Origin of the sequence: Solibacillus merdavium (assembly GCF_014836935.1) — a bacterium.
GTDB lineage: Bacteria > Bacillota > Bacilli > Bacillales_A > Planococcaceae > Solibacillus > Solibacillus ferritrahens.
Genome location: NZ_JACSPW010000016.1, coordinates 34557 through 55108 on the forward strand (window position 1 = coordinate 34557; position 20552 = coordinate 55108).

Here is a 20552-nt window from a genome sequence, read left to right on the forward strand (position 1 = left end):
GGTGCGGGGAGGAGCAGACAAATGAAAAAAGTAATCTCTTATACAGCATTAGCAATATTAGCAATCGTTTTTATTATGCCATTTATTATTATGGTTTTCGGATCATTAAAAGAAGTCAAGCAGGCACAAATTGATCCGCTGTTTTGGCTACCTACCAATCCATCGATTCAAAACTATATTACGATTTTTTCAAATGGAATTTTTTTACGATGGATTTGGAACTCTATCGTTATTACCGTAATTCCCGTTATGACTCAAATGATTTTTGCAGCCCTATTAGGTTATATATTTGCGAAAAAGCAATTTTGGGGAAAAGAAGCGATTTTTTGGACTTTTATGGCGGTTATCATGATTCCTCAACAGCTATTTATAATTCCCAAATATATTATGTTCGCTGATTTCGGTTGGATAAATACATATTGGGCATTAATTGTACCTGAATTATGGGCAATTATGGGTGTATTTTTAGTACGACAATTTTTACAGGGAATACCGAAGGATTTGGAGGAGGCTGCCTATATTGATGGGGCAAATGACTGGCAGATTTTCTTCAAGATTATTTTGCCACTATCATTTCCGGTTGTTGCGACAGTCGGTACCTTTGCCTTTATTTCAAATTGGAATGACTTATTCCAACCATTGATTTATTTAACTAATGAGAAGATGTTCCCGGTGACAGTCGGTCTTGCTTCAATGCTCGGAAAAGAAGGGAACTTCGGTGTAGAAATGGCAGGAGCAACAATTTCATTTATACCGACGTTTTTAATATTTATCTTTTTCCAGCGTTATTTTACAGAAGGAATTACGATGTCAGGTATTAAGTAGGGGGCTGCCATGAAGATAGGAATTATTGGAACAGACTCATCTCATGCTATTGCCTTTAGTAAACGACTAATAAATAAAGGTCATGAAATATTTGCTTATCGAGGTGGTTCTTTAATTGAGTTAAGCAGTACAAGGATTGAAAGAATCTCGGGACAATTATGTGAAAACGGTATTCTATTTATCGATTCATTACAAGAACTGTCACAGATTTGTGATGCATTTATCATTACATCAGTTGATGCATCACAGCACTTTGAACAATTTAAAGAGTTGTCAGATACAAAAAAGCCTGTTTTCATAGATAAACCATTGGCAAAAAATTATGAGCAGGCTGTTGCAATAATAGAGCATGCCAACAAACAGGGCATTCCTATAATGAGCTGTTCAGCCTTAAGGTTTGCAGAAGAAATTCAACAGGCAAAATCTAAAAGTAATATTGAGGCAGTGGATATAATCGCACCACTGCCGATGCCAAGGGATTTAGATTATTTCTACTATGGCATACATGCAGTCGAAATGATTAGTGCCTTAAAGGAAACCGGAATAGAAGACATAACTGTTACAGTATGTGAACAGTGGCACTTTATCACTCTTACATTTAAAGATGGTACAGTGTCTACGATTCGCGGTTACTTACAGCATCGTAATAGTTTTCAATTTGTGACACACACCCATCAACAAAGTGAATGGTATGAAATTAGTGAAGGTAATGTTCAATTTTACGATTACCTGATTGATGCAATTGAACAGTTTTTTATATTGCGGGAAAGTCCAATTAATCCGGAAGAGACTTTGCAAATTATTAGGGTACTGGAACAGATGACAAAGACGGCTGGAAAGGGTTATTGATTTTTTAGATCCTCCAAAAACTGAATGTAATAGATGCGCCTAGGACGACCGCGGTGGGCTACTTTTTCCTCGCCGATAATATCAACTAGTCCAGCATCCAACCATTTAAGTAATATCCGGTTGGCACTGCGCAGAGTTATATTCAACGTTTGCGCAAGTTCATCGGCAGTATAAACAAGTTTTTGATGCTTCATTATACGACCCATTAATTTGGAGATATAAGAAGCTGACATCCCGGCTTTTTCTGCACGCTCCAGTAATTTCAAATCTGTAATTACTAGAGGATACTGTTCGTAGTTAATGAAAACTGTCGTGTCTATTGGTCCGATTACACTATTATCTTCGCGCACAATATAGCAGAGATTTGGTCCATTTTCATTTGCCTGGTATAGTGCCTGTTTTGCGTGACGACCGGAGTCATAGGCGTTAATACCAAATCCAATTCCGATTGTGCAATTGATTTGCAGCTCTTCTTTAAATCGAGAAAGTAATGGCAGGTGCTTGTAGCCGAGTGTTTCACGCTCAAGCTGTCCCCTAGTTGTAATAAAGCTATATTGCAATGGGTTGAGCATGATTAAATGTCCATCCAACTGCTGTGTAAAATAGTGCAATATTTGTTCTACTTTGGATTGCACTTGTTTAGTAAACGGTTCAAATTGAATAATGCCATATACAATCTGACTTTCTTTATTTTGTCGTCCTTTGGAGGCTAAAAGCACGCGTTCAAAAGCAACGATCATCTCTTGTTTTGTCGGGATTAAATAGCGGCACTCTATATTACGTTCACATAAGGATATATAGACGGAGGCAATGGTAGTAATAGGGAACGCACCTTGCTCAGCATGTTTTGTATGTGCATCCACTATTTCATCAATCGTTTCGCCTGTTGAGTAAACAAAATCAATTTCTTGCTGTAATTGATGTGTAATCGATAAAATGTCACTTTGCTGCATTAAGTCGAAACAATATTGCTTTTGTACATTTTGTAATTGATGGGTTAATAGTAATTCGTATAGGCGAATTGCTCTACTATTAATTTGATAAAGAGGCAGTGATGAGTCATAAAGCTTTAGCTGTTGAAAAATATAAGGATCGGCGACGACCAGCATTTCATATTCATAAATAAATCGCTGTAGTTCGTCCGTCATTGAAAAATCATGAATTATAAAATAATGTGGTTGGATATTTGGGAATCCACGTAATGTTTCTCTAATTGTGTCCTGCAAAATTTTGGGAACAATAATTCCTATTAAACTTTGTGAGGTATACGGTGTGTGATTATTCATTATGTCTTGGCCTCCAAAAATCCATAGTATAATAATTTTACAGAAATTTGTTAGAATATTCAAATTAAAAAGAGGTGATCACTATGCAAACGGTTCAACAATTAGAAGAATTTATGACAAAACCATCTGCAGCATTGGTAGAGGATATTAAAAAAATTGATGGAGATATATTGATTCTGGGAATAGCAGGAAAGATGGGTCCTACTTTAGCTAGAATGGCTAAGCGCGCGGCCGATGAAGCAGGTATTGAGAAGCGAATTATCGGCGTAGCTAGATTTTCAAATAAAGAGATGAAAGAGGAACTGGAAAGAGCAGGGATAGAGACGATTACTTGCGACTTATTGGATGAAGAGCAACTGGCTCAGCTTCCGAATATTCCTAATGTTATTTTCATGGCAGGTAATAAATTTGGAACAGTAAATAATGAACACTTCACATGGGCGATGAATACTTACGTACCAGGTCGTGTTGCAGATAAATATAAAGACTCTAATATTGTTGTATTTTCTTCTGGTAACATCTATCCATTTACTCCTGTTGCAGCAGGTAACTGTGGAGAGGATGTTACGCCCATTCCTGTTGGTGAATATGCAATGTCTACATTAGGGAGAGAGCGTATCTTTTCAAACTTTTCCAACCGATTTCAGACAAAAATGCTCATGTTCCGGCTAAATTATGCCATTGATCTACGATACGGGGTTCTATTGGAAATTGCAAAATCGGTTTACAATAATGAGCCAGTCGATGTCACGATGGGCAGTGTCAATGTAATTTGGCAGGGAGATGCCAACGAATACGCTATTCGTTCTTTATTGCACTGTGAATCCCCTGTGAAAATACTGAATGTTACAGGACCGGAAACATTATCTGTCCGCTGGTTAGCGAAAGAATTTGCAGCACGTTTTAATAAGGAAGCTAAAATAATCGGGGTTGAACAGGATACGGCTCTGTTAAACACTGCTGCCCATGCACATAGATTATTTGGTTATCCAAGAGTATCTATAGAGCAAATGTTGGACTTAGTTGCGAATTGGGTAAATTTAGATGGAACAACACTAAATAAACCAACGCACTTCCAAGAGAGAAAAGGGGCGTTTTAAATGAATGAGGCTGCAAAAAAAGCATTATTTGATGGTGCCTTTATTCCAGCGCACCCATTGGCATTAAATGAGGATAAATCATTGGATGAAGTAAGTCAGCGTGCTTTGACGAAATATTATATTGCAGCAGGAGTGGGAGGCTTAGCTGTTGGAGTGCATACGACACAGTTTGAGATTCGCGATCCGCAATTCAATTTGTATGAGCGCGTACTTTCCTTAGCGATAGATGAGATGAGAAAAGCGAATGTACCTGAATCTTTTATTAAGATAGGTGGTGTTTGCGGTCCTGTAGAGCAGGCTGTGAATGAAGCAGGCATCCTAAAGAAGCTTGGCTATGATTTAGCATTGTTAAGTATGGGAGGCTTGCAGGCGCAGTCGGAAGCACAACTGCTGGAGCGAACGAGAGAAGTGGCCAAAATTATACCTGTAGTGGGCTTCTATTTACAACAATCAGTTGGTGGACGTGTATTAACGTATGATTTTTGGCGGGAACTAGCAAATATTGAAAATGTCTATGCAATTAAGATGGCACCTTTTAATCGTTATCAAACGCTCGATGTTGTTCGCGCAGTATGCAATAGTAGTCGTCGAAATGAAATCGCACTCTATACAGGTAATGATGATAATATCATCGTCGATTTGTTAACAGAATACGAATTTAATATAAATGGTGCAAGCGTTAAAAAACGAATTGTTGGTGGTCTATTAGGGCATTGGTCGGTATGGGCAAAAACAGCTGTCCAATATTTTGAAGACATAAAAGCAATTAGGGATAACGTACAAATAGATACAATCTGGTTTACAAAGGCAATTGAGGTAACGGATGCAAATGCCGCTTTCTTTGACCCAGCTCATGCCTTTAAAGGAAGCATAGCAGGAATAAATGAAGTATTGACTAGACAAGGTTTGTTGAAAGGCAATTGGTGTTTGGCGGATCATGAAGTGCTAAGTGCAGGACAGGCAGAAGAAATTACGCGTGTTTATGAAATGTACCCACATTTACATGACGATGCATTTGTTAAACAAAATTTAGCAGAGTGGAAATCAGGTGAGGAATGTGAAAGCTTTACAAGCCCATGATGGAGTTGCGAAATTAGTAGAAATACAATCTCCCGAGCTTTTTGCTACAGGAGTATTAGTTGAAACTATCTATACTGCTGTTTCTCCAGGAACGGAGCGGCTATTGATAGAAGGAAGCAAGGGTGGCGTACGTCAACTTGGCTATAGCGCGGTTGGTAAGGTGAAGGATATTGGCCAAAGCGTTAAGGCTATACAAGTAGGAGATATTGTTGCATGCTACGGTGCACCTTATGTTGGGCATATGGAACAACTTGTAGTACCGGAAACATTGGTTGTTAAGTGCTCTGCAGATGTATTACCGCAGCATGCAGCGTTTGCAGCACACGGGACGATTGCCATACACGCTATAAGACAAGGGCAGTTGCAGTTTGGTGAATCAGTTGTAGTTATTGGATTAGGTGTACTTGGACAAATGATTGCAAAAATTTGTGCAGCGGCAAGCTATGATGTAATTTGCTATGAGCCAAATGAAAAACGGGCAGAAATGCTAAAGTATACACCTGGCATTGAGGTTTTTTCAGATTTAATGGAGATGGATCAGCATATCACAACCTTTACAAACGGGCATGGCGTAGATGCTGTACTCTTATGTGCTGGCGACAAGCATTCCGAAACAACTCCACGTAGTTTGGAGTGGGTTCGAAAGCAGGGAAGAATTGTTATTGTCGGGGATGTGGAACCGCAATTCAATCGAGAACAGTTGTTTATAAAAGAAGCAATAGTAACCATCTCACGGGCTGGTGGACCTGGTCGTTATGATGCTCGATACGAAAAAGAGGCAATTGACTATCCATATCATTATGTTCGTTGGACAGAAGGACGTAATTTAGCAGCCTATATTCGTTTATTAGAACGAAAGTCGATAGATGTTTCTGACTTTGTACAAATGCAAATCCCTTTTAAAAATTCAGCGGATGTATATGACATGTTGGAAAATAGTGAGGCATTAACAGCCATTATTGAATATTTAGGAGGGAATTAAAATGTTAAAGGTTGGTGTAATTGGCGGGGGCTCGATTTCGGAGTTTCATTTAAGACCTTACTTTGAGCATCCCAATGTAGAGATTATTGCAATCTGTGATACGAATGAAGTAAGACTGCAGGGCTTAGGAAAAAAATATTTAGTAAAAAATTTATATACAGAAGTAGGCGAATTTCTAGCGAATGAGCAAATTGATGCAGTGAGTATTTGCACTTGGAATAATTCACATGCAGATATTGCCATACAGGCGCTTCAAAAAAACAAGCATGTGCTTCTTGAAAAACCAATGAGTCTCAATCTAGAAGAGGCTTATGCAGTGGAAGCTGCAGTAAAAGAATCGAAAAAGATTCTACAAGTCGGCAATGTACGCCGCTTTGGAACGAATGTAAAAGTACTAAAAAAATTTATCGATGCGGGCGAACTAGGAGAAATCTATTATGCAAAAGCTTCATGCCTGCGTCGTTTAGGAAATCCGGGTGGTTGGTTCAGTGATATATCCAAGTCAGGTGGCGGACCTTTAATAGATTTAGGAACGCATATGATAGACCTTTGCTGGTATTTAATGGGGAAACCAAAGCCGGTGTCGGTTTCGGGTAATACGTACAGGAAACTGGGTAATCGCGCACATATTGAAAATTTGTCCTTTTATAAGGCGGCTGATTATAATGCCGAGCACAATGATGTTGAAGATTTAGCCAATGGACTTATTCGCTTTGAAAATGGAGCCTCTCTATTTGTGGATGTTAGTTTTACATTGCACTCAAAACAGGATGAAATATCGGTAAAGCTGTACGGTGAAAATGGTGGTGCAGAAGTAGAGCCTGAGTTGACGATTATAAAGGAGCAGCATGAAACAATTTTAAATATTACACCACAAATCGATTTACTGAGTTTCGATTTTGCTGGCTCATTTGTAAATGAAATCAACCATTTTATTGATTGTTGTATTAATAACGTCCAGCCAATTTCGCCAGTAAGTGATGGAGTTGAAGTAACGAAAATGTTGCTGGCTATTTATGAATCAGCAGCGACAAACCGAGAAATCAAATTGTAGGTGATAACATGGTGAAAATAGTATTGGAAAAAGATCAGCAGCTACTAACACATTCTCCGCTGTATCGCTTTACAACCGAGAATAGTGAAGAACCAAATGTCGTAACAATTTTGCAGCAGCCTTCAGCAGAAGCATATCAACCGTTCTCAATATCGAAAAAACAAGGGAACATCTATTTTGATTTATGGTCTTATTCATTTGCCATTCAACTAAAGCAAGTACTGCAAGCGCACGATACTGTAAAAGGTGTACTTCGATTGCGGAGAACGACTAATAAGTTCTCATATATAAAAGAAGATATCCTTGCCTTGTCAGAATGGTTTGGGGATGTTCGAAATGTGACAGTTCGTTCGAATAAAGGCGGCGAAATGCATTATACAATCGTTCTATGTGAATTTGGGGATTCCATTATGGCTCATTTGGAATATAAATCAGGTAATGCCCGTATTGAATTTGAGTGGAGCAGTCATCTGCATATTGTAGAGTTTGATAGTTTGCAAATGAGCAGTGACAAGGATAATAATCGAAACCTATTTAAAAATATTGATGCAATTGTTCAGTTTGCTATTATGTGGAATGAATATTATGACGAAAAGCTTAGCACGATACAGCAGCTCCTGCAAAGAGGTGAACAATAATGAACATTGGCATTATGAGTTTTGCACATATCCATGCAACGAGCTATGCATCGGCAATTCAACGTATTCCGGATACGAAGTTAACAGCTATTTACGATACTGATACAAAAAGAGGCAAAGAAGCAAGCGCGGAGTATGATGTACCTTTTTTTGCTGATATGGACTTGTTTTTGGCAGAGAACATAGACGTAGTTCTTATCTGCAGTGAAAATGTGCTCCATAAAGAAATGGTAATTGCTGCTGCAAAGTCAAAAAAGCATATTTTATGTGAGAAGCCAATTGCAACAAATGTTGAAGATGCAAAAGAGATGATTGAAGTTAGCAAGGAAAACGGTGTGCATCTTTCAATAGCCTATCCAGTTCGTTACAGTGCACCGATTTGTGACCTGAAAGTAGCAATAGATGCAGGTGAGCTTGGTGAAATTGTAGCAATAAGGTCTACTAACAGGGGGCAAAATCCTGGTGGCTGGTTTGTTGATGAGCAGTTGGCAGGTGGTGGCGCAGTATTGGATCATACTGTGCACATGGTTGATATTATGCGCTGGTATATGAATAGTGAAGCAAAAGAAATAACGGCATTTGCGAATAATTATTTTACCGAGCTTAAAACAGATGATGCAGGGATTATGACAATTATATTCGATAATGGTGTGATTGCTTCACACGATGCAAGCTGGTCACGGTTCCCGCAATTTCCGACATGGGGTGACGTGATGATTGAAGTCATCGGTACGAAAGCAACACGTAAAGTGGATGTATTTAGTGAAAATCTTCACCTTTATGGCAAGGGTAATAAGTCGCTTACACATCTATATAGCGGAAATGATACCGATTTTGACTTGATCGTCGATTTCCTAAAAGCAATTCGGCATGGAGAAAAGCCGCTTATCTCCGGTTACGATGGCTTGAAATCTTTAGAAATCGCATTAGCTGCCTACGAATCTAATACTAGAAAGCAAGCGGTGAAACTATAAAAAATGCAAAGGGTACTCACAATGAGTATCCTTTTTATTCAACCGGTAAGCAACCGATGAAAGGAATCGATGCAGATGAACTACCAACAGTTTGAAAATGAAATTGAACAATTTGCATTTGAGGAACTAAAATGCTTCTATACAGGTGAAACTCCTGTCCTTTTTGAATATTTCGATACGCCGAAAAGCGGTGTTGAATTTGAAATTATTCAGACAGAAGAAAGTTATGTGATTCGTGGAAATACAAGCCGATCCTTATTGTATGGAGTGTATAAACTAATCGAAAAAATAGAGGGCATTGTATTTTTTGATTTATATCTACCTAAAAAAATTGTTGCTCAAGGGATTACGGGTACTTATGAAGGAAATCCGAAGTTTGCTCGTCGTGGAAATGTATTCGAAACAATTGATGATATTCCGTTTCTCAAAAGTATGCTGGATGTGGGAACTAAAAATGGTCTGAATGAGGCATTCTTTACATTTTTCCTATGGGATGAGGTTAAGGAAGTGCTATTGCCGGAAATAAGAAAACGCGGAATTGATGTTACGTTAGGCGGGCACAGTTTACGCTATCTAGTAGCTAAGGCGAATGGTGCGACTGTTTCAGGAAAGTCAGCGGCAGATGGAGCGGTAAATGATTTAATCGGTGAGGAAACTGAATTTACAGCAGCAAATGCGATTAAAAACCACGACTTTCTACAAGATGAAAAAGCACAGCAGGCAGTCATTCAAATCATTGTGTCTTATTGCAAGGCTGAGCCTGTTATTCGAAGAATTTCATTGTGGCCGGAAGATGTAGGCGCAAAAGGTGAAGATGCAAAACTATTTTTAACACAATATATTGCATTTACTGAAAAGCTTCAGGAAGCATTGGTGATGGCGAATTTACAGGTTGAGGTAGAGCATATTGTTTATAATGCTGGTCTGAGTTGGGAAATGCTTGAGCGCAAAGGACATCAAGTGAGTTCTGCAAATGTGCTATATGCGTATTGGGGACGGGACTATTCGCAAAACTTTACTTCACAGATAGATCAGCGTGCATGGGATAGTCTGCTGGACTGGCGGAGTGCAACAGACAAACAAGTAACGGTTTTTGAATATTACAGTGACCATTTTATGTTAAGTGAGCTATTTCCGTTATTATTCAACCGATTAGCAATGGACACAGAACGTTATAAGGAAATCGGCTGTAATGGGATGGTTAATTTAGTCGTTCCATTGCATAAAGTAGCAAAGGCACAACCACATATGGAACATTACGATTACCAGCAGTATCAGCAATTGAATAATATCGTATTTGCACGCTCGCTATGGGAAGGGGTGGAAACGGTTTTCTATTTGATGTCGCCATCAATGCAGCAGCTTTCCGGGAAAATTGAAGGGCTCTTTGCACAAATTAGTCAGTATAATGCCACCTTCTTTCCTAATCGTGTCGTTGAGGCAAAAAATTCAAAGTGCAAATCCGAAGTTTTGGAATTACTGAATGCAATGGAGCAATTGCTGCAACAGGAACAAATTGAAGAACCGCTTCAGCAATATGTTGAAGCATTACAGCAAGTGGTGAATGCTACGAAGTTACGTTGGGAGGCTTTATAGATGTGGGAATCGGTTTACTATTACCGTAAGAAAGAAAAGAGACAACAGCACTATAAGCAGGACGTGTTAATTTACGGAGCTACACCAGCAGGCATTACAGCGGCAATTACATTAAAAAAGAATGGCCATAGTGTGCGTATTGCCGAGTGCAGCCGCTTTATCGGAGGTATGACGACTAGTGGACTGGGAGCGACTGATTTAGGGGCAGAACAGGCGCTTGGTGGTTTAGCAAAGCAATTTTATGATGAGATAGCACAGCACTATGGAATGGAAAAATGCGTCCGTTTTGAACCACATGTGGCTGAGCGTATTTTTAAAACATGGCTACAAGAGCAGGAGATTAATGTTCAAACCGAACAATTTATTGAGTCGGCTGTATTGGAAAATCAAAGTATTCAGCAAGTCCGAATGACAGATGGAGCTACCTATGAAGCAAAGCAGTTTATTGATGCAAGCTATGAAGGGGATTTGTTGGCACACGCAGGTGTTGAATACATTGTCGGAAGAGAAGCAAGCACAGTGTATAAGGAGATTTACAATGGTGTTCAATTTGGTACACAACACCATAAATTTGAAAGTTTTATTGATCCATATATAGAAGAGGGGAATCCAGCAAGCGGGCTATTATCTGGTATTTCAGAAGAATATGTGACAGAGCATAACGGTGCAGGTGATCATCGTATTCAAGCCTATAATTTCCGAATGTGTTTAACGAAGGAAGAAAAAGTACCTTTCCCTAAACCTCATGGATATGAGCGCGATTATTATGCTTTGCTGCTACGCTATATAAAGGCAGGACATTGGGATGCAATGAAGTTACATACACCTTTGATGAATGGAAAGACGGATTTAAACAACCACGGGGCATTTTCAACGGATTTTATCGGGATGAATTATGCATTCCCTGATGCGGATTATGAATCAAGGGAAGAAATATACCAGCAGCATGTTACGTATGTCGCAGGATTATTGTATTTCCTTGCCAATGATGAGGAGGTACCGTCCGTTATTCAAGAAGAAGTAAGGCAGTGGGGATTGGCGGCAGATGAATTCACCGATACAGACAACTGGCCGCGGCAACTTTATATTCGTGAAGCACGGCGAATGATAGGCGAATATGTAATGACTGAACACCATGCGCTACAGCGGGAAATTTGCGAACAACCGATTGCTGTCGCATCATTTCATATGGATTCACATAATTGTCGTCGTGTTGTTGTCAATGGGCGAGTAATGAATGAAGGCGATATTCAAGTGCCGGTTAAACCATTTATGATTGATCTGCGGGCACTTTTGCCGAAAAAAGAGCACTGTACTAATTTAATTGTTCCTGTGTGCTTAAGTGCCTCTCATATTGCATATGGCTCCATCCGTATGGAACCAATCTTTATGATGCTCGGACAAGTAGCAGGTGCTGCAACAGCTTCGGCGATAGTGGAAAGTAAGGCTGTGCAGGACATTTCGTATGAACAATTAAAACAGCAGCTAATCGAGCAAGGGCACGTTGTGGAATGGGACGAAAGCTATGTTGATGACCCGTTACGTCGAATGGAAGAAACATTTGGGGGGAAGTAAAATGCTAAAGTCAGTAACAAAGGAATATCACAAGGAAATCCTGGATTTATGGAATACGTGTTTACCTGATTTTAGGCTGACAGATCGCTTGCTTGAACAGAATACGTGGCAATCGCCATATGTTTTACACGAAGGAAGCGCACTAAAGGAAGTGGACGGTAAAGTTGTTGGTGTGGTCATTGCAAAAATGTGGCATGAAACACATGGTATTTCTTTAAATATGGAACATGGCTGGATTCAAATGTTGCTTGTGCACCCGGATTACCGTCAGCAGGAAATTGGAACGGAGCTTTATAAATTTGCAGAACAGGCACTTTTGAAAAATGGTGTGAAAAAAATACAAATCGGTGGGGATTTAGGGCACTTATTATGTGGAGTCCCGCTTGCACATCAGGCAGGTGTGGCGTTTGCAGAAATGTTTGGCTTTAAACAAGTTGTTGAAAGTGTAGATTTCACAAAATCGATTACTGAACCACTATCCCTTCCAGAAAAAGACAATGTCGAATTTGTTCTATTAGAGAAGGATGAGCAACAGCAGTTATTGGAGTTTATGGAACAATCGTTTCCAGGGCGTTGGACATTTGAGGCATATGATTATTTTGCCCAAGGTGGTACCGGGAGAGATTATGTCGTTGTGAAATGGGAAGGCAAGATTGTTGGCTTCTGTCGAATAAATGATGAACTCAGCGCCTGGAAAGGACCGAATTACAACTGGGCAGAGCAGTTTGACCAATTAGGCGGTATTGGTCCATTAGGGGTAAATGAGGATTACAGAAAGTATGGATTAGGAAGAGCCGTAATCGAAGCAGCAGAATTTTATTTACAACAGCGCGGTAAAAAGACATTCTTTATTGACTGGACAGATTTAATCGCCTTTTATGAAAAACTAGGCTATACGGTTTGGAAAAACTACGGAATTTTTGTAAAGCAGGTGGACTGAATGTGGATTTTAAGTGCTGATATCGGTGGAACAAAATTAGCACTTGCTTTATCGAAGCAAGAACAGCCGGAGCAATTAGTAAAACAAATGGAAGTAAAGAGCCCCCAGCAATCTGAACCTTTATTTGATGCGATTATTTCAGGTTTTAATGAGCTTCTTGCAGGAGAAGATGGGCATATTGTAAAAGTTGCGGTTGGATTACCAGGTATATTGGATTTACATCAGGGACTTGTAGTACATCAGCAAAATTTACCTTGGCGTAACTTTCCGCTCGTTCAAAAACTTCAAGAGGTGTATCCACAAGCTCATATTATTATGGAAACGGACATGATGACTGCAGCTAACGGTGAATATAAAATCCGCCGTTTTGAAAAAGAAACATTTATTTACGTAACAGTGAGTACAGGAATTGCCTGCTGTATGATACATGATGGACAATTTATGAGAGGTGCCGGAGTTCCAGGCGAAATCGGCTTTTCGCTATCAAGCTCGGGGGACTTTTTTGAAGATGTATGTGCTGGACCAGGATTATTAAAGATTTTACAGCACCATACTAAAGAAGAGAGGACATTGCCTGAGTTTTTTGCCCGTTATTACAAGCAGGATGAACTTATCGTGCCACTTATTCATGAATGGCAACGGGAAATTGCTCAAAAGATTCATAGTTTCATCCTTTTAGTAGATCCCCATGTCATTGTACTCGGTGGTGGAATTATGAATCATCAACCGCAAATTGTGGAGGAAATTTCTCATTTGGTCGATCAGTATTTTAGTTTGCCATTTTTTGAACATAAAAAAGGTCGAGTACAAGCGAGCTTAAATAAAGGCAATGCGGGTTTGATTGGTGCAGCATTGCTTTAAACTATAGAAGAAGCATTCAGAAAATCCGAATGCTTCTTTTTATAGTTGTATTACTTAACGAATACGGATTTCTGTCGCTGGATCGAAGAAGTGGGCCTTTGCCAAGTTGAAGTTAAGTGGAAGCTCCTGCCCCATAGCAACATCCGCATCCGCATGAATTTTACCGACAAATTGCTGATCGGCGATTGTTGCATAAACAATCATTTCCGCACCGGTTAATTCACTAACTTGTACTTTAGTTGTTACAAGGGTACTTGAATCCTGTTTATTGCCATCGTTAATATCCTCTGGACGAATTCCTAGTATAATTTCGCGGTTTACATAGTTTTGATCTTTCAATATTTTCAGCTTTTCGTCCGGAATTCGGACTTTCTCATTAGCAATTTCGAAATAGTCACCTACTACATTACCACGGAGGAAATTCATAGCTGGAGAACCAATAAATCCACCGACAAATACGTTTTCAGGTGTATCATATACTTCACGTGGAATACCGATTTGCTGAATAATGCCATCCTTCATTACGACAATACGTGAGGCCATAGTCATCGCTTCTGTTTGGTCATGGGTTACATAAATAGTTGTTGTGTTTAAACGATAGTGGAGCTTCGTAATTTCAGAACGCATTTGGACACGAAGTTTTGCATCCAGGTTCGATAAAGGCTCATCCATTAAAAACAGCTTTGCATCACGAACAATTGCACGCCCTAATGCAACACGCTGACGTTGCCCTCCAGAAAGGGATTTTGGCTTTTTATCCAATAAGTCCGTTAACCCTAAAATGGCAGCAGCTTCACGTACTTTAACATCGATTTGCTCTTTTGAAAATTTACGCAGCTTTAAGCCAAACGCCATATTGTCGTAAACATTCATATGGGGGTATAGCGCATAGTTTTGGAAAACCATTGCAATATCGCGGTCTTTCGGTTCTACTTCATTGACTCGTTTGCCGTCTATACGTAACTCACCATCTGATATCGATTCAAGACCAGCAACCATCCGCAATGTTGTAGATTTCCCGCATCCTGATGGACCGACAAGAACTAAAAATTCACCGGGTTCAACCTTTAAATGAAAATTTTCAACGGCTACATAGCCATCTGGATAACGTTTTACAAGATGATCAAAATCTAACATAAAAACCAGTCCCCCCTTTTTTCATATTATAAAAGATTAGAAGTGAACTGCCTTTGTGCAATGTGCTTAATATTTTCATGAATATTTCGTCAATTTTTGCAATTGGGCCGCTAAATAGGCTAATAGCAAGTCTTCATTGCGCCTTAAATCCAAAGCTGTCTCTTCTGAATAACGCTGTACTCGATATAATAATGTATTGCGATGGATATGTAATTCTTTCGCGGCCGAGGACATGTTTCCATTATGGATGAATAATGTTGTAATGGTAGTGATCATCTCTTCATTTAAATCAGTGAGCAATGTAAGTTTTAAGTACTGCTGTATCGGCGTGTTCAGATAAAGTGGCAGTAAGCTTTGAAAGCTTTCCGTAAATGTATAAATCGTTTGGTATTGCAGATTTTGAATGGATTGGAATATTTTTTGTTCTGACTTAAAGGATGTATGGAGCATTTCAGTAACCGGAAGTATTTGCCCTATAAAAAGTTGTCCATGCAAATAAAAATCATTTTCCAGTATTGCTAGAAATCCTTCTAGTTCTTCCAAAGAATAGTCTTTAAATAAAATAATCCAAAATGTATCAGAAGAAACTTCAAGTAAATAAGCATCGTGCATAAAGAACAGCTCAACCGCATCTCTTAATTGATGCGCATCTTTCTTTGCGTGATATTGTAAAATGCGAACGGAAGAATAGGGGGTCTCCTTAGGAACTATCCCTTGCGTCAATAAAAGTAGCCAAGGGTCAACTTGCTCAGTACATTCAGTGTAAAAATGTTTCAGGTATAGGGAATCTCGTACTGTTATTTCACTTTTAGCGATTTCATACCAACATGTATTAGTAGAATCATAAAAAATAGACGTTGCAAAATTTTGGCGTGTCGGATATATGTGATGTATTTTTAGGGAAGGAAATAGTTGTGCAAGTTGCATAGTAAAGCCTCCTTTTATACAAAATTAAGCATAGAAAAAGCGAATTTAGTAGAGAATATAACTAAATACGCTTTTATTGTATCATTTTATTATCAATAATTATCGAATTGTTACCGCTGTACCTGTAGCGACACACATCATCATGCCTTCACGCAGTGTTTCAAAGTCAAGATCTACAGCGATAATGGCATTTGCACCCATACTACGTGCACGATCAGTCATTTCCTGAATGGCAATTTTACGACCTTCCGCCAATTTATCTTCATATGAGGCACTTCGACCACCGACAATATCCGTAACAGATGCGAAAATATCCCGTACGATATTAGCTCCCATTATTGCTTCACCGGATACAATGCCATGATACGTTTCGATTGATTTACCTTCAATCGTATTTGTTGTAACAACTAACATAAAAGCACTCCTTTAATTGTAATGGTTACTTATACGAGGAAGAATCATAAAAGGTTTCGTTGATCGTAGAAAATTAAAAACGGCATGCATCTTTCAAAATGCATACCGTTCTGCTACTATTTGTGTTCTTCTTTTAAAATACGTTGAGTTTCATTGAATTCTTCTTCAATTTCTGAATTTGGCTTATAAGTTAGTAAACTTACAACAACTGCTACTACAAGACACGCAATAAATCCTGGAACGATTTCATAGAGCATGCTCTTTAAGCTTTCTGTACGCCCCCAAACAAATACAACAGCCGCACCAGCAACCATACCAGCAAGTGCACCATAATTTGTAAGCCTGCGCCAGAATAATGAAAGTAAAATGATCGGACCGAATGCAGCACCGAAGCCTGCCCATGCAAATGAAACTAAGTCTAAAATTGTGCGTTCTGGATTCCATGCTACAATTGCAGCAAAAATCGATACGAAAAGTACAGCAACACGTCCTAAAAATACGTAATGTTTATCTGTCGCAGTTTTGTTAAATAGAGCTTTATAAATATCCTCAATAAGTGCTGAAGAAGTTACGATCAGTTGCGAAGAAATTGTACTCATAACTGCTGCTAAAATTGCCGCAAGAACAATACCGGCAATGAACGGGTGGAATAAAATTTGCCCTAATACGATAAATACCGTTTCAGCATCTTTTAATTCTGTACCTTGTTGCTGGAAGTAGGCAACACCGACTAATGCTGTTGCAAGCGCGCCTAGTAAACTGAAAATCATCCAGCCAATTCCGATACGTCGGGCGCTTTTCGTCTCTTTTACAGATGTAATCGCCATAAAGCGCACAATAATATGTGGCTGACCGAAATAACCAAGTCCCCAGGCAAGTGAAGAAATTATGGCCGCTGCCGTTGCAGTAGAAGGAAGAAGGCTCAACATCTCCGGGTCTACCGCTTTAATTGATTCAATTGTTTCACCTAGACCACCTGTTAAGAAAATACCGAATGCAGGAACGGCGATTAATGTAATAACCATAATAATTCCTTGGATAACATCTGTATAACTAACAGCTAAAAAACCGCCAAATAAAGTATAGGCAACTACTACAGCCGAGACGAAAATAAGTCCTGTATGATAATCCATTCCGAATGAACTTTCAAAAAACTTACCACCAGAAACCATCCCTGATGATACGTAAAATGTAAAGAATACTAAAATAATAATACCTGAAGCAATACGCAATAGTTTTGTATTATCACGTAAACGATTATCAAGATAACTTGGTATTGTAATCGAATCCTTAGTTACTTGTGTATAAACACGTAAGCGAGGTGCTACGAGTAACCAGTTTAAATAAGCACCGATTGTTAAACCGATAGCAATCCAGGCCTCTACTAATCCTGATAAATAAATTGCACCAGGTAGCCCCATTAATAGCCAGGCGGACATATCAGCCGCACCAGCACTTAATGCAGTTACAGCCGCACCAAGTCCACGACCACCTAACATATAATCCGTTAAGTTGCTCGTTTTACGGAACGCATACCATCCAATTCCGAGCATGGCTACCATGTAAATAATAATGGCTAATAATTGATAACTGTAATCAGACATAAAAGCAGCTCCTTTATAGATAAATTTTTAATAATTTCAGCATACAACACTAGGAAATACCGTCAATGCATTATAATTTGGCGTCTCCGCTAACTATTTCTTCCTTTTTGTTAAGCGACCTGCTAAAAAAGCACCAGTAGCGACTGCTAAAATAGTATTCGTCTTTTTAGTGAATACTTGCTTTGTAACTAGTGAAAGATTTTGAGGGCGCTCAGCTAAACGGCGCATAAAATAGCCGTACCAGTCATTACCAAAAGGAACGTATGTACAGAAGTTATACCCTTCTTTAGCTAGACTTAGTTGCATTTCTTTGCGGAAACCGTACAGCATTTGGAATTCAAACTTTTCATAAGGTATATTATGTTGTGCAACAAATTGTCTGACGTGATTAATAACATTATGATCATGTGTTGCAATAGAAGTAAATTTGCCATGTAGTAAATGATATTCAATTTGCTCGATAAATTTGCGGTCAATATCGGTTTTATTTTGGTATGCGACCGACTCATCTTCTTTGTAGGCCCCTTTTACAAGACGTAAACGGTAATCCTTATAGCGTTCTACATTTTCATCCGATTCAAAGAAGTATGCCTGAATAACTGTTCCTACATTGTCATATTGTGCATGAATTTTCTCCAAAAGTTCAAATGATGGATGTAAGCGTGCATAGTTCTCCATATCGAAGTTAACAAATATTTGATATTCGTTTGCCAGTGAAACAATTTCCATTAAGTTTTCATAGCAGAATTCATAATCAATATCCAATCCGAGCTGTGATGGTTTTAACGAAATATGTGCATCTAGATTTTCACTATGGATACGCTCTATTACAGCTAAAATTTGTTCTTTAGCAGCTAATGCAGCCGATCTTTCAAAAACAAATTCTCCAAGATTATCCACTGTGCAGGAAATTCCTTGCGCATTTAACTGCTTAATACTCGCAACTACCTCATCGATATTTGTACCTGCAACGACACTTTGCGCCCCGAACTTAAAACCATACTTTTGGGCTGCGGAATTTAATGTCTGATTCTCGGAAAGTGCGATAAAAAAGTCCTTTAATGACATTTTGATTAATCCTCCTAAGTGAAAAAATTATTTTATTGTTATTGAGGAGAGTATAAAACAAAATATTCAAAAAAGGAAATGGAATTTGAGTAAATAAATGTTTGTAAGAAGAAAAAGTGAGGAATATCAAGGAGTTTTATACAAAAAAACTTTCGTGGTATATCTTTATTAGACGTAATTATGCTATAAAATACATGAATTTAATTTGGTGCATTATAATATTGCATCCTCGAACCAAAAAAGAAAGACCTAGTAAATAAGGTCTTTCGATTGGTAAAAAATATAAAATTTTTCCATGTATATTAACTACTTGCGCTTCAGCCGATACTGAAGACCTTGTCGGTGTATGCCCAACGCTTTTGCTGTTTGTGATATATTGCCATTATTTAGCTGTAATGCATGGGCAATATAATGGTCTTCTACTTTGCGCATATATTCATCAAGTGGCTGTATATTTTTTTGGGAAAAATCGAACAATGTTTGCTGCTCTGATATAACAGGCTCGGCTTGTTTAAGTTTCCACTTGAAATATGCCGGAATATGTATAAGCTCAACATATTCCTCCGTTGTGAGTAATGCGCTAATATCATCAAGCAATACTTCAAGCTCTTTTAAATTTCCTGGCCAATCATAATTCAGGAAAATTTCCTCAACATCAGGGGCTAACCCTTTCACCGAAATCCCGTATGCAATCCGTCGACGAGCAAAATAATCATCAACGAACGGCTTAATATCTTCACGACGATCACGCAATGCTGGCACTTGAATCGTTAAATTAGAAAATAAATAATATAAATTTTTGGAGAGGCTCCCTTGGTGAATTAAATCAATCGGGTCTTCTCCGATGCTCGCAATAAAAACATGATTACGATCGGTATGTTGTTCAAGAAGCTCCACAATACGGTTTTGTGCTTCGTCCGATAAAAATTCAATTCGTTCAGCAAAAAAAGTATAATTTTTTTCTAACGCAATATATTTTTCGATTTGCGCCAACAATGTATCTTCATTGCGTCGGCAAATAAGTGTTATGAAACGTTCATTTTTTTCGGAAAGTTCATGGTGAATGCCTTCTGCAATCATATCCTTACCTGTCCCGGATTCCCCGACAAGCATGACTGGAATGCGACCGTAAGCGGCAATTTTAGCCTGCTGAATTACTTGCTTCATCGATTTTGAAACGGCAGTAATGATATCGAAAGTTAAAGGAGCCCCATAACGGCTTAATGGACGATCCATTAAAAACTCCTGTTGTGTAATGTCATGGGAAAATTGAATGGCGATTTTTGTACCATCATTTAGGGTATAGGGATAATAGTCATTCATCATCGTGACTTCTTCACCGCGAGCATTCCAGAATGTTTGCTTAACATGTTTATATCCCTGACCCGAGGCTAACACTTTTTGCAGCATATTTTCCTCTAGATTAAAGTCGAGTGATTGGGATAAAAAGCGTTGTGTAATTTGGTCAAGTGATTCTCCAGTGAGTTCGCGCATCTTTTTGTTATAAACGATGACACGTCCACTTTCATCAATGGCACAAAGGCCGGTTTCTATTTTTTCAATCATAAATTCAAAGACACTAGTAAGGTCTACCTGATTCATACGTTGTAACCCCCTTCATTTTATTTTAACATGAGTCTGT

General features: G+C 38.8%; 19 protein-coding genes. 12 read left to right on the plus strand and 7 right to left on the minus strand.

Going from position 1 to position 20552, the window contains the following annotated elements; genetic code table 11:
* Nucleotides 1-21 precede the first annotated feature (21 nt).
* Nucleotides 22-825, plus strand: a complete 804-nt coding sequence (locus H9632_RS15155) for a carbohydrate ABC transporter permease (RefSeq protein WP_191704913.1) — start codon at nt 22-24, stop codon at nt 823-825.
* Nucleotides 826-834: 9 nt separating this feature from the next.
* Nucleotides 835-1674, plus strand: a complete 840-nt coding sequence (locus tag H9632_RS15160) for a Gfo/Idh/MocA family protein (RefSeq protein ID WP_191704914.1) — start codon at nt 835-837, stop codon at nt 1672-1674.
* Here the strand turns inward: H9632_RS15160 and H9632_RS15165 are convergent.
* A complete protein-coding gene (locus H9632_RS15165; RefSeq protein WP_191704915.1) occupies nt 1668-2960 on the minus strand; it encodes a helix-turn-helix domain-containing protein in 1293 nt (430 codons plus the stop codon). The two genes, H9632_RS15160 and H9632_RS15165, sit on opposite strands and share 7 nt — an antisense overlap.
* Nucleotides 2961-3043: 83 nt before the next feature.
* Between H9632_RS15165 and H9632_RS15170 the strand changes: the two genes are divergently transcribed.
* From H9632_RS15170 to H9632_RS15215, 10 genes are all read left to right on the plus strand, one after another.
* Nucleotides 3044-4060, plus strand: a complete 1017-nt coding sequence (locus H9632_RS15170) for an NAD-dependent epimerase/dehydratase family protein (RefSeq protein ID WP_191704916.1) — start codon at nt 3044-3046, stop codon at nt 4058-4060.
* Nucleotides 4061-5140 carry a dihydrodipicolinate synthase family protein gene (locus H9632_RS15175; RefSeq protein WP_191704917.1) on the plus strand — a complete coding sequence of 360 codons (1080 nt, stop codon included), beginning with the start codon at nt 4061-4063 and terminating at the stop codon, nt 5138-5140.
* On the plus strand, nt 5118-6122 hold the full coding sequence (locus tag H9632_RS19090) for a zinc-dependent alcohol dehydrogenase (protein ID WP_191704918.1): 1005 nt from the start codon (nt 5118-5120) through the stop codon (nt 6120-6122). The genes H9632_RS15175 and H9632_RS19090 overlap by 23 nt, the downstream gene beginning before the upstream one ends.
* Before the next feature lies 1 nt (nt 6123).
* Nucleotides 6124-7176 (plus strand): Gfo/Idh/MocA family protein, encoded by a 1053-nt coding sequence (locus tag H9632_RS15185; RefSeq protein WP_191704919.1) that lies wholly within the window; start codon nt 6124-6126, stop codon nt 7174-7176.
* 8 nt (nt 7177-7184) lie between these two features.
* Nucleotides 7185-7814 carry a peptide ABC transporter substrate-binding protein gene (locus H9632_RS15190; protein WP_225223870.1) on the plus strand — a complete coding sequence of 210 codons (630 nt, stop codon included), beginning with the start codon at nt 7185-7187 and terminating at the stop codon, nt 7812-7814.
* Nucleotides 7814-8788 carry a Gfo/Idh/MocA family protein gene (locus tag H9632_RS15195; protein WP_191704920.1) on the plus strand — a complete coding sequence of 325 codons (975 nt, stop codon included), beginning with the start codon at nt 7814-7816 and terminating at the stop codon, nt 8786-8788. Before H9632_RS15190 ends, H9632_RS15195 begins: the two co-directional genes overlap by 1 nt.
* A gap of 75 nt (nt 8789-8863) precedes the next feature.
* A complete protein-coding gene (locus tag H9632_RS15200) occupies nt 8864-10384 on the plus strand; it encodes a hypothetical protein (RefSeq protein ID WP_191704921.1) in 1521 nt (506 codons plus the stop codon).
* A complete protein-coding gene (locus H9632_RS15205) occupies nt 10385-11959 on the plus strand; it encodes an FAD-dependent oxidoreductase (RefSeq protein ID WP_191704922.1) in 1575 nt (524 codons plus the stop codon). It begins immediately after the preceding gene.
* A gap of 1 nt (nt 11960) precedes the next feature.
* The gene (locus H9632_RS15210; protein ID WP_191704923.1) at nt 11961-12899 is read left to right on the plus strand and encodes a GNAT family N-acetyltransferase; all 939 of its coding nucleotides are present in this window, start codon (nt 11961-11963) and stop codon (nt 12897-12899) included.
* On the plus strand, nt 12900-13760 hold the full coding sequence (locus tag H9632_RS15215) for an ROK family protein (protein WP_191704924.1): 861 nt from the start codon (nt 12900-12902) through the stop codon (nt 13758-13760).
* Between the two features lie 54 nt (nt 13761-13814).
* Here the strand turns inward: H9632_RS15215 and H9632_RS15220 are convergent, their stop codons facing one another.
* The 6 genes from H9632_RS15220 to H9632_RS15245 all read right to left on the minus strand — a co-directional run bounded on the left by H9632_RS15220 (nt 13815) and on the right by H9632_RS15245 (nt 20512).
* Nucleotides 13815-14897 (minus strand): ABC transporter ATP-binding protein, encoded by a 1083-nt coding sequence (locus H9632_RS15220; protein WP_191704925.1) that lies wholly within the window; start codon nt 14895-14897, stop codon nt 13815-13817.
* Nucleotides 14898-14972: 75 nt separating this feature from the next.
* Complete coding sequence (locus tag H9632_RS15225) at nt 14973-15824, minus strand: helix-turn-helix domain-containing protein (RefSeq protein WP_191704926.1); 852 nt, start codon at nt 15822-15824, stop codon at nt 14973-14975.
* Between the two features lie 99 nt (nt 15825-15923).
* A complete protein-coding gene (locus H9632_RS15230; protein ID WP_191704927.1) occupies nt 15924-16238 on the minus strand; it encodes a YbjQ family protein in 315 nt (104 codons plus the stop codon).
* A gap of 116 nt (nt 16239-16354) precedes the next feature.
* Entirely contained in the window at nt 16355-17842 is a 1488-nt protein-coding gene (gene putP / locus H9632_RS15235; protein ID WP_191704928.1) for a sodium/proline symporter PutP, read from the minus strand.
* Nucleotides 17843-17935: 93 nt separating this feature from the next.
* Complete coding sequence (locus H9632_RS15240) at nt 17936-18910, minus strand: proline dehydrogenase family protein (protein WP_191704929.1); 975 nt, start codon at nt 18908-18910, stop codon at nt 17936-17938.
* A gap of 306 nt (nt 18911-19216) precedes the next feature.
* Nucleotides 19217-20512 (minus strand): sigma 54-interacting transcriptional regulator, encoded by a 1296-nt coding sequence (locus H9632_RS15245; RefSeq protein ID WP_191704930.1) that lies wholly within the window; start codon nt 20510-20512, stop codon nt 19217-19219.
* Between the last annotated feature and the right edge of the window lie 40 nt (nt 20513-20552).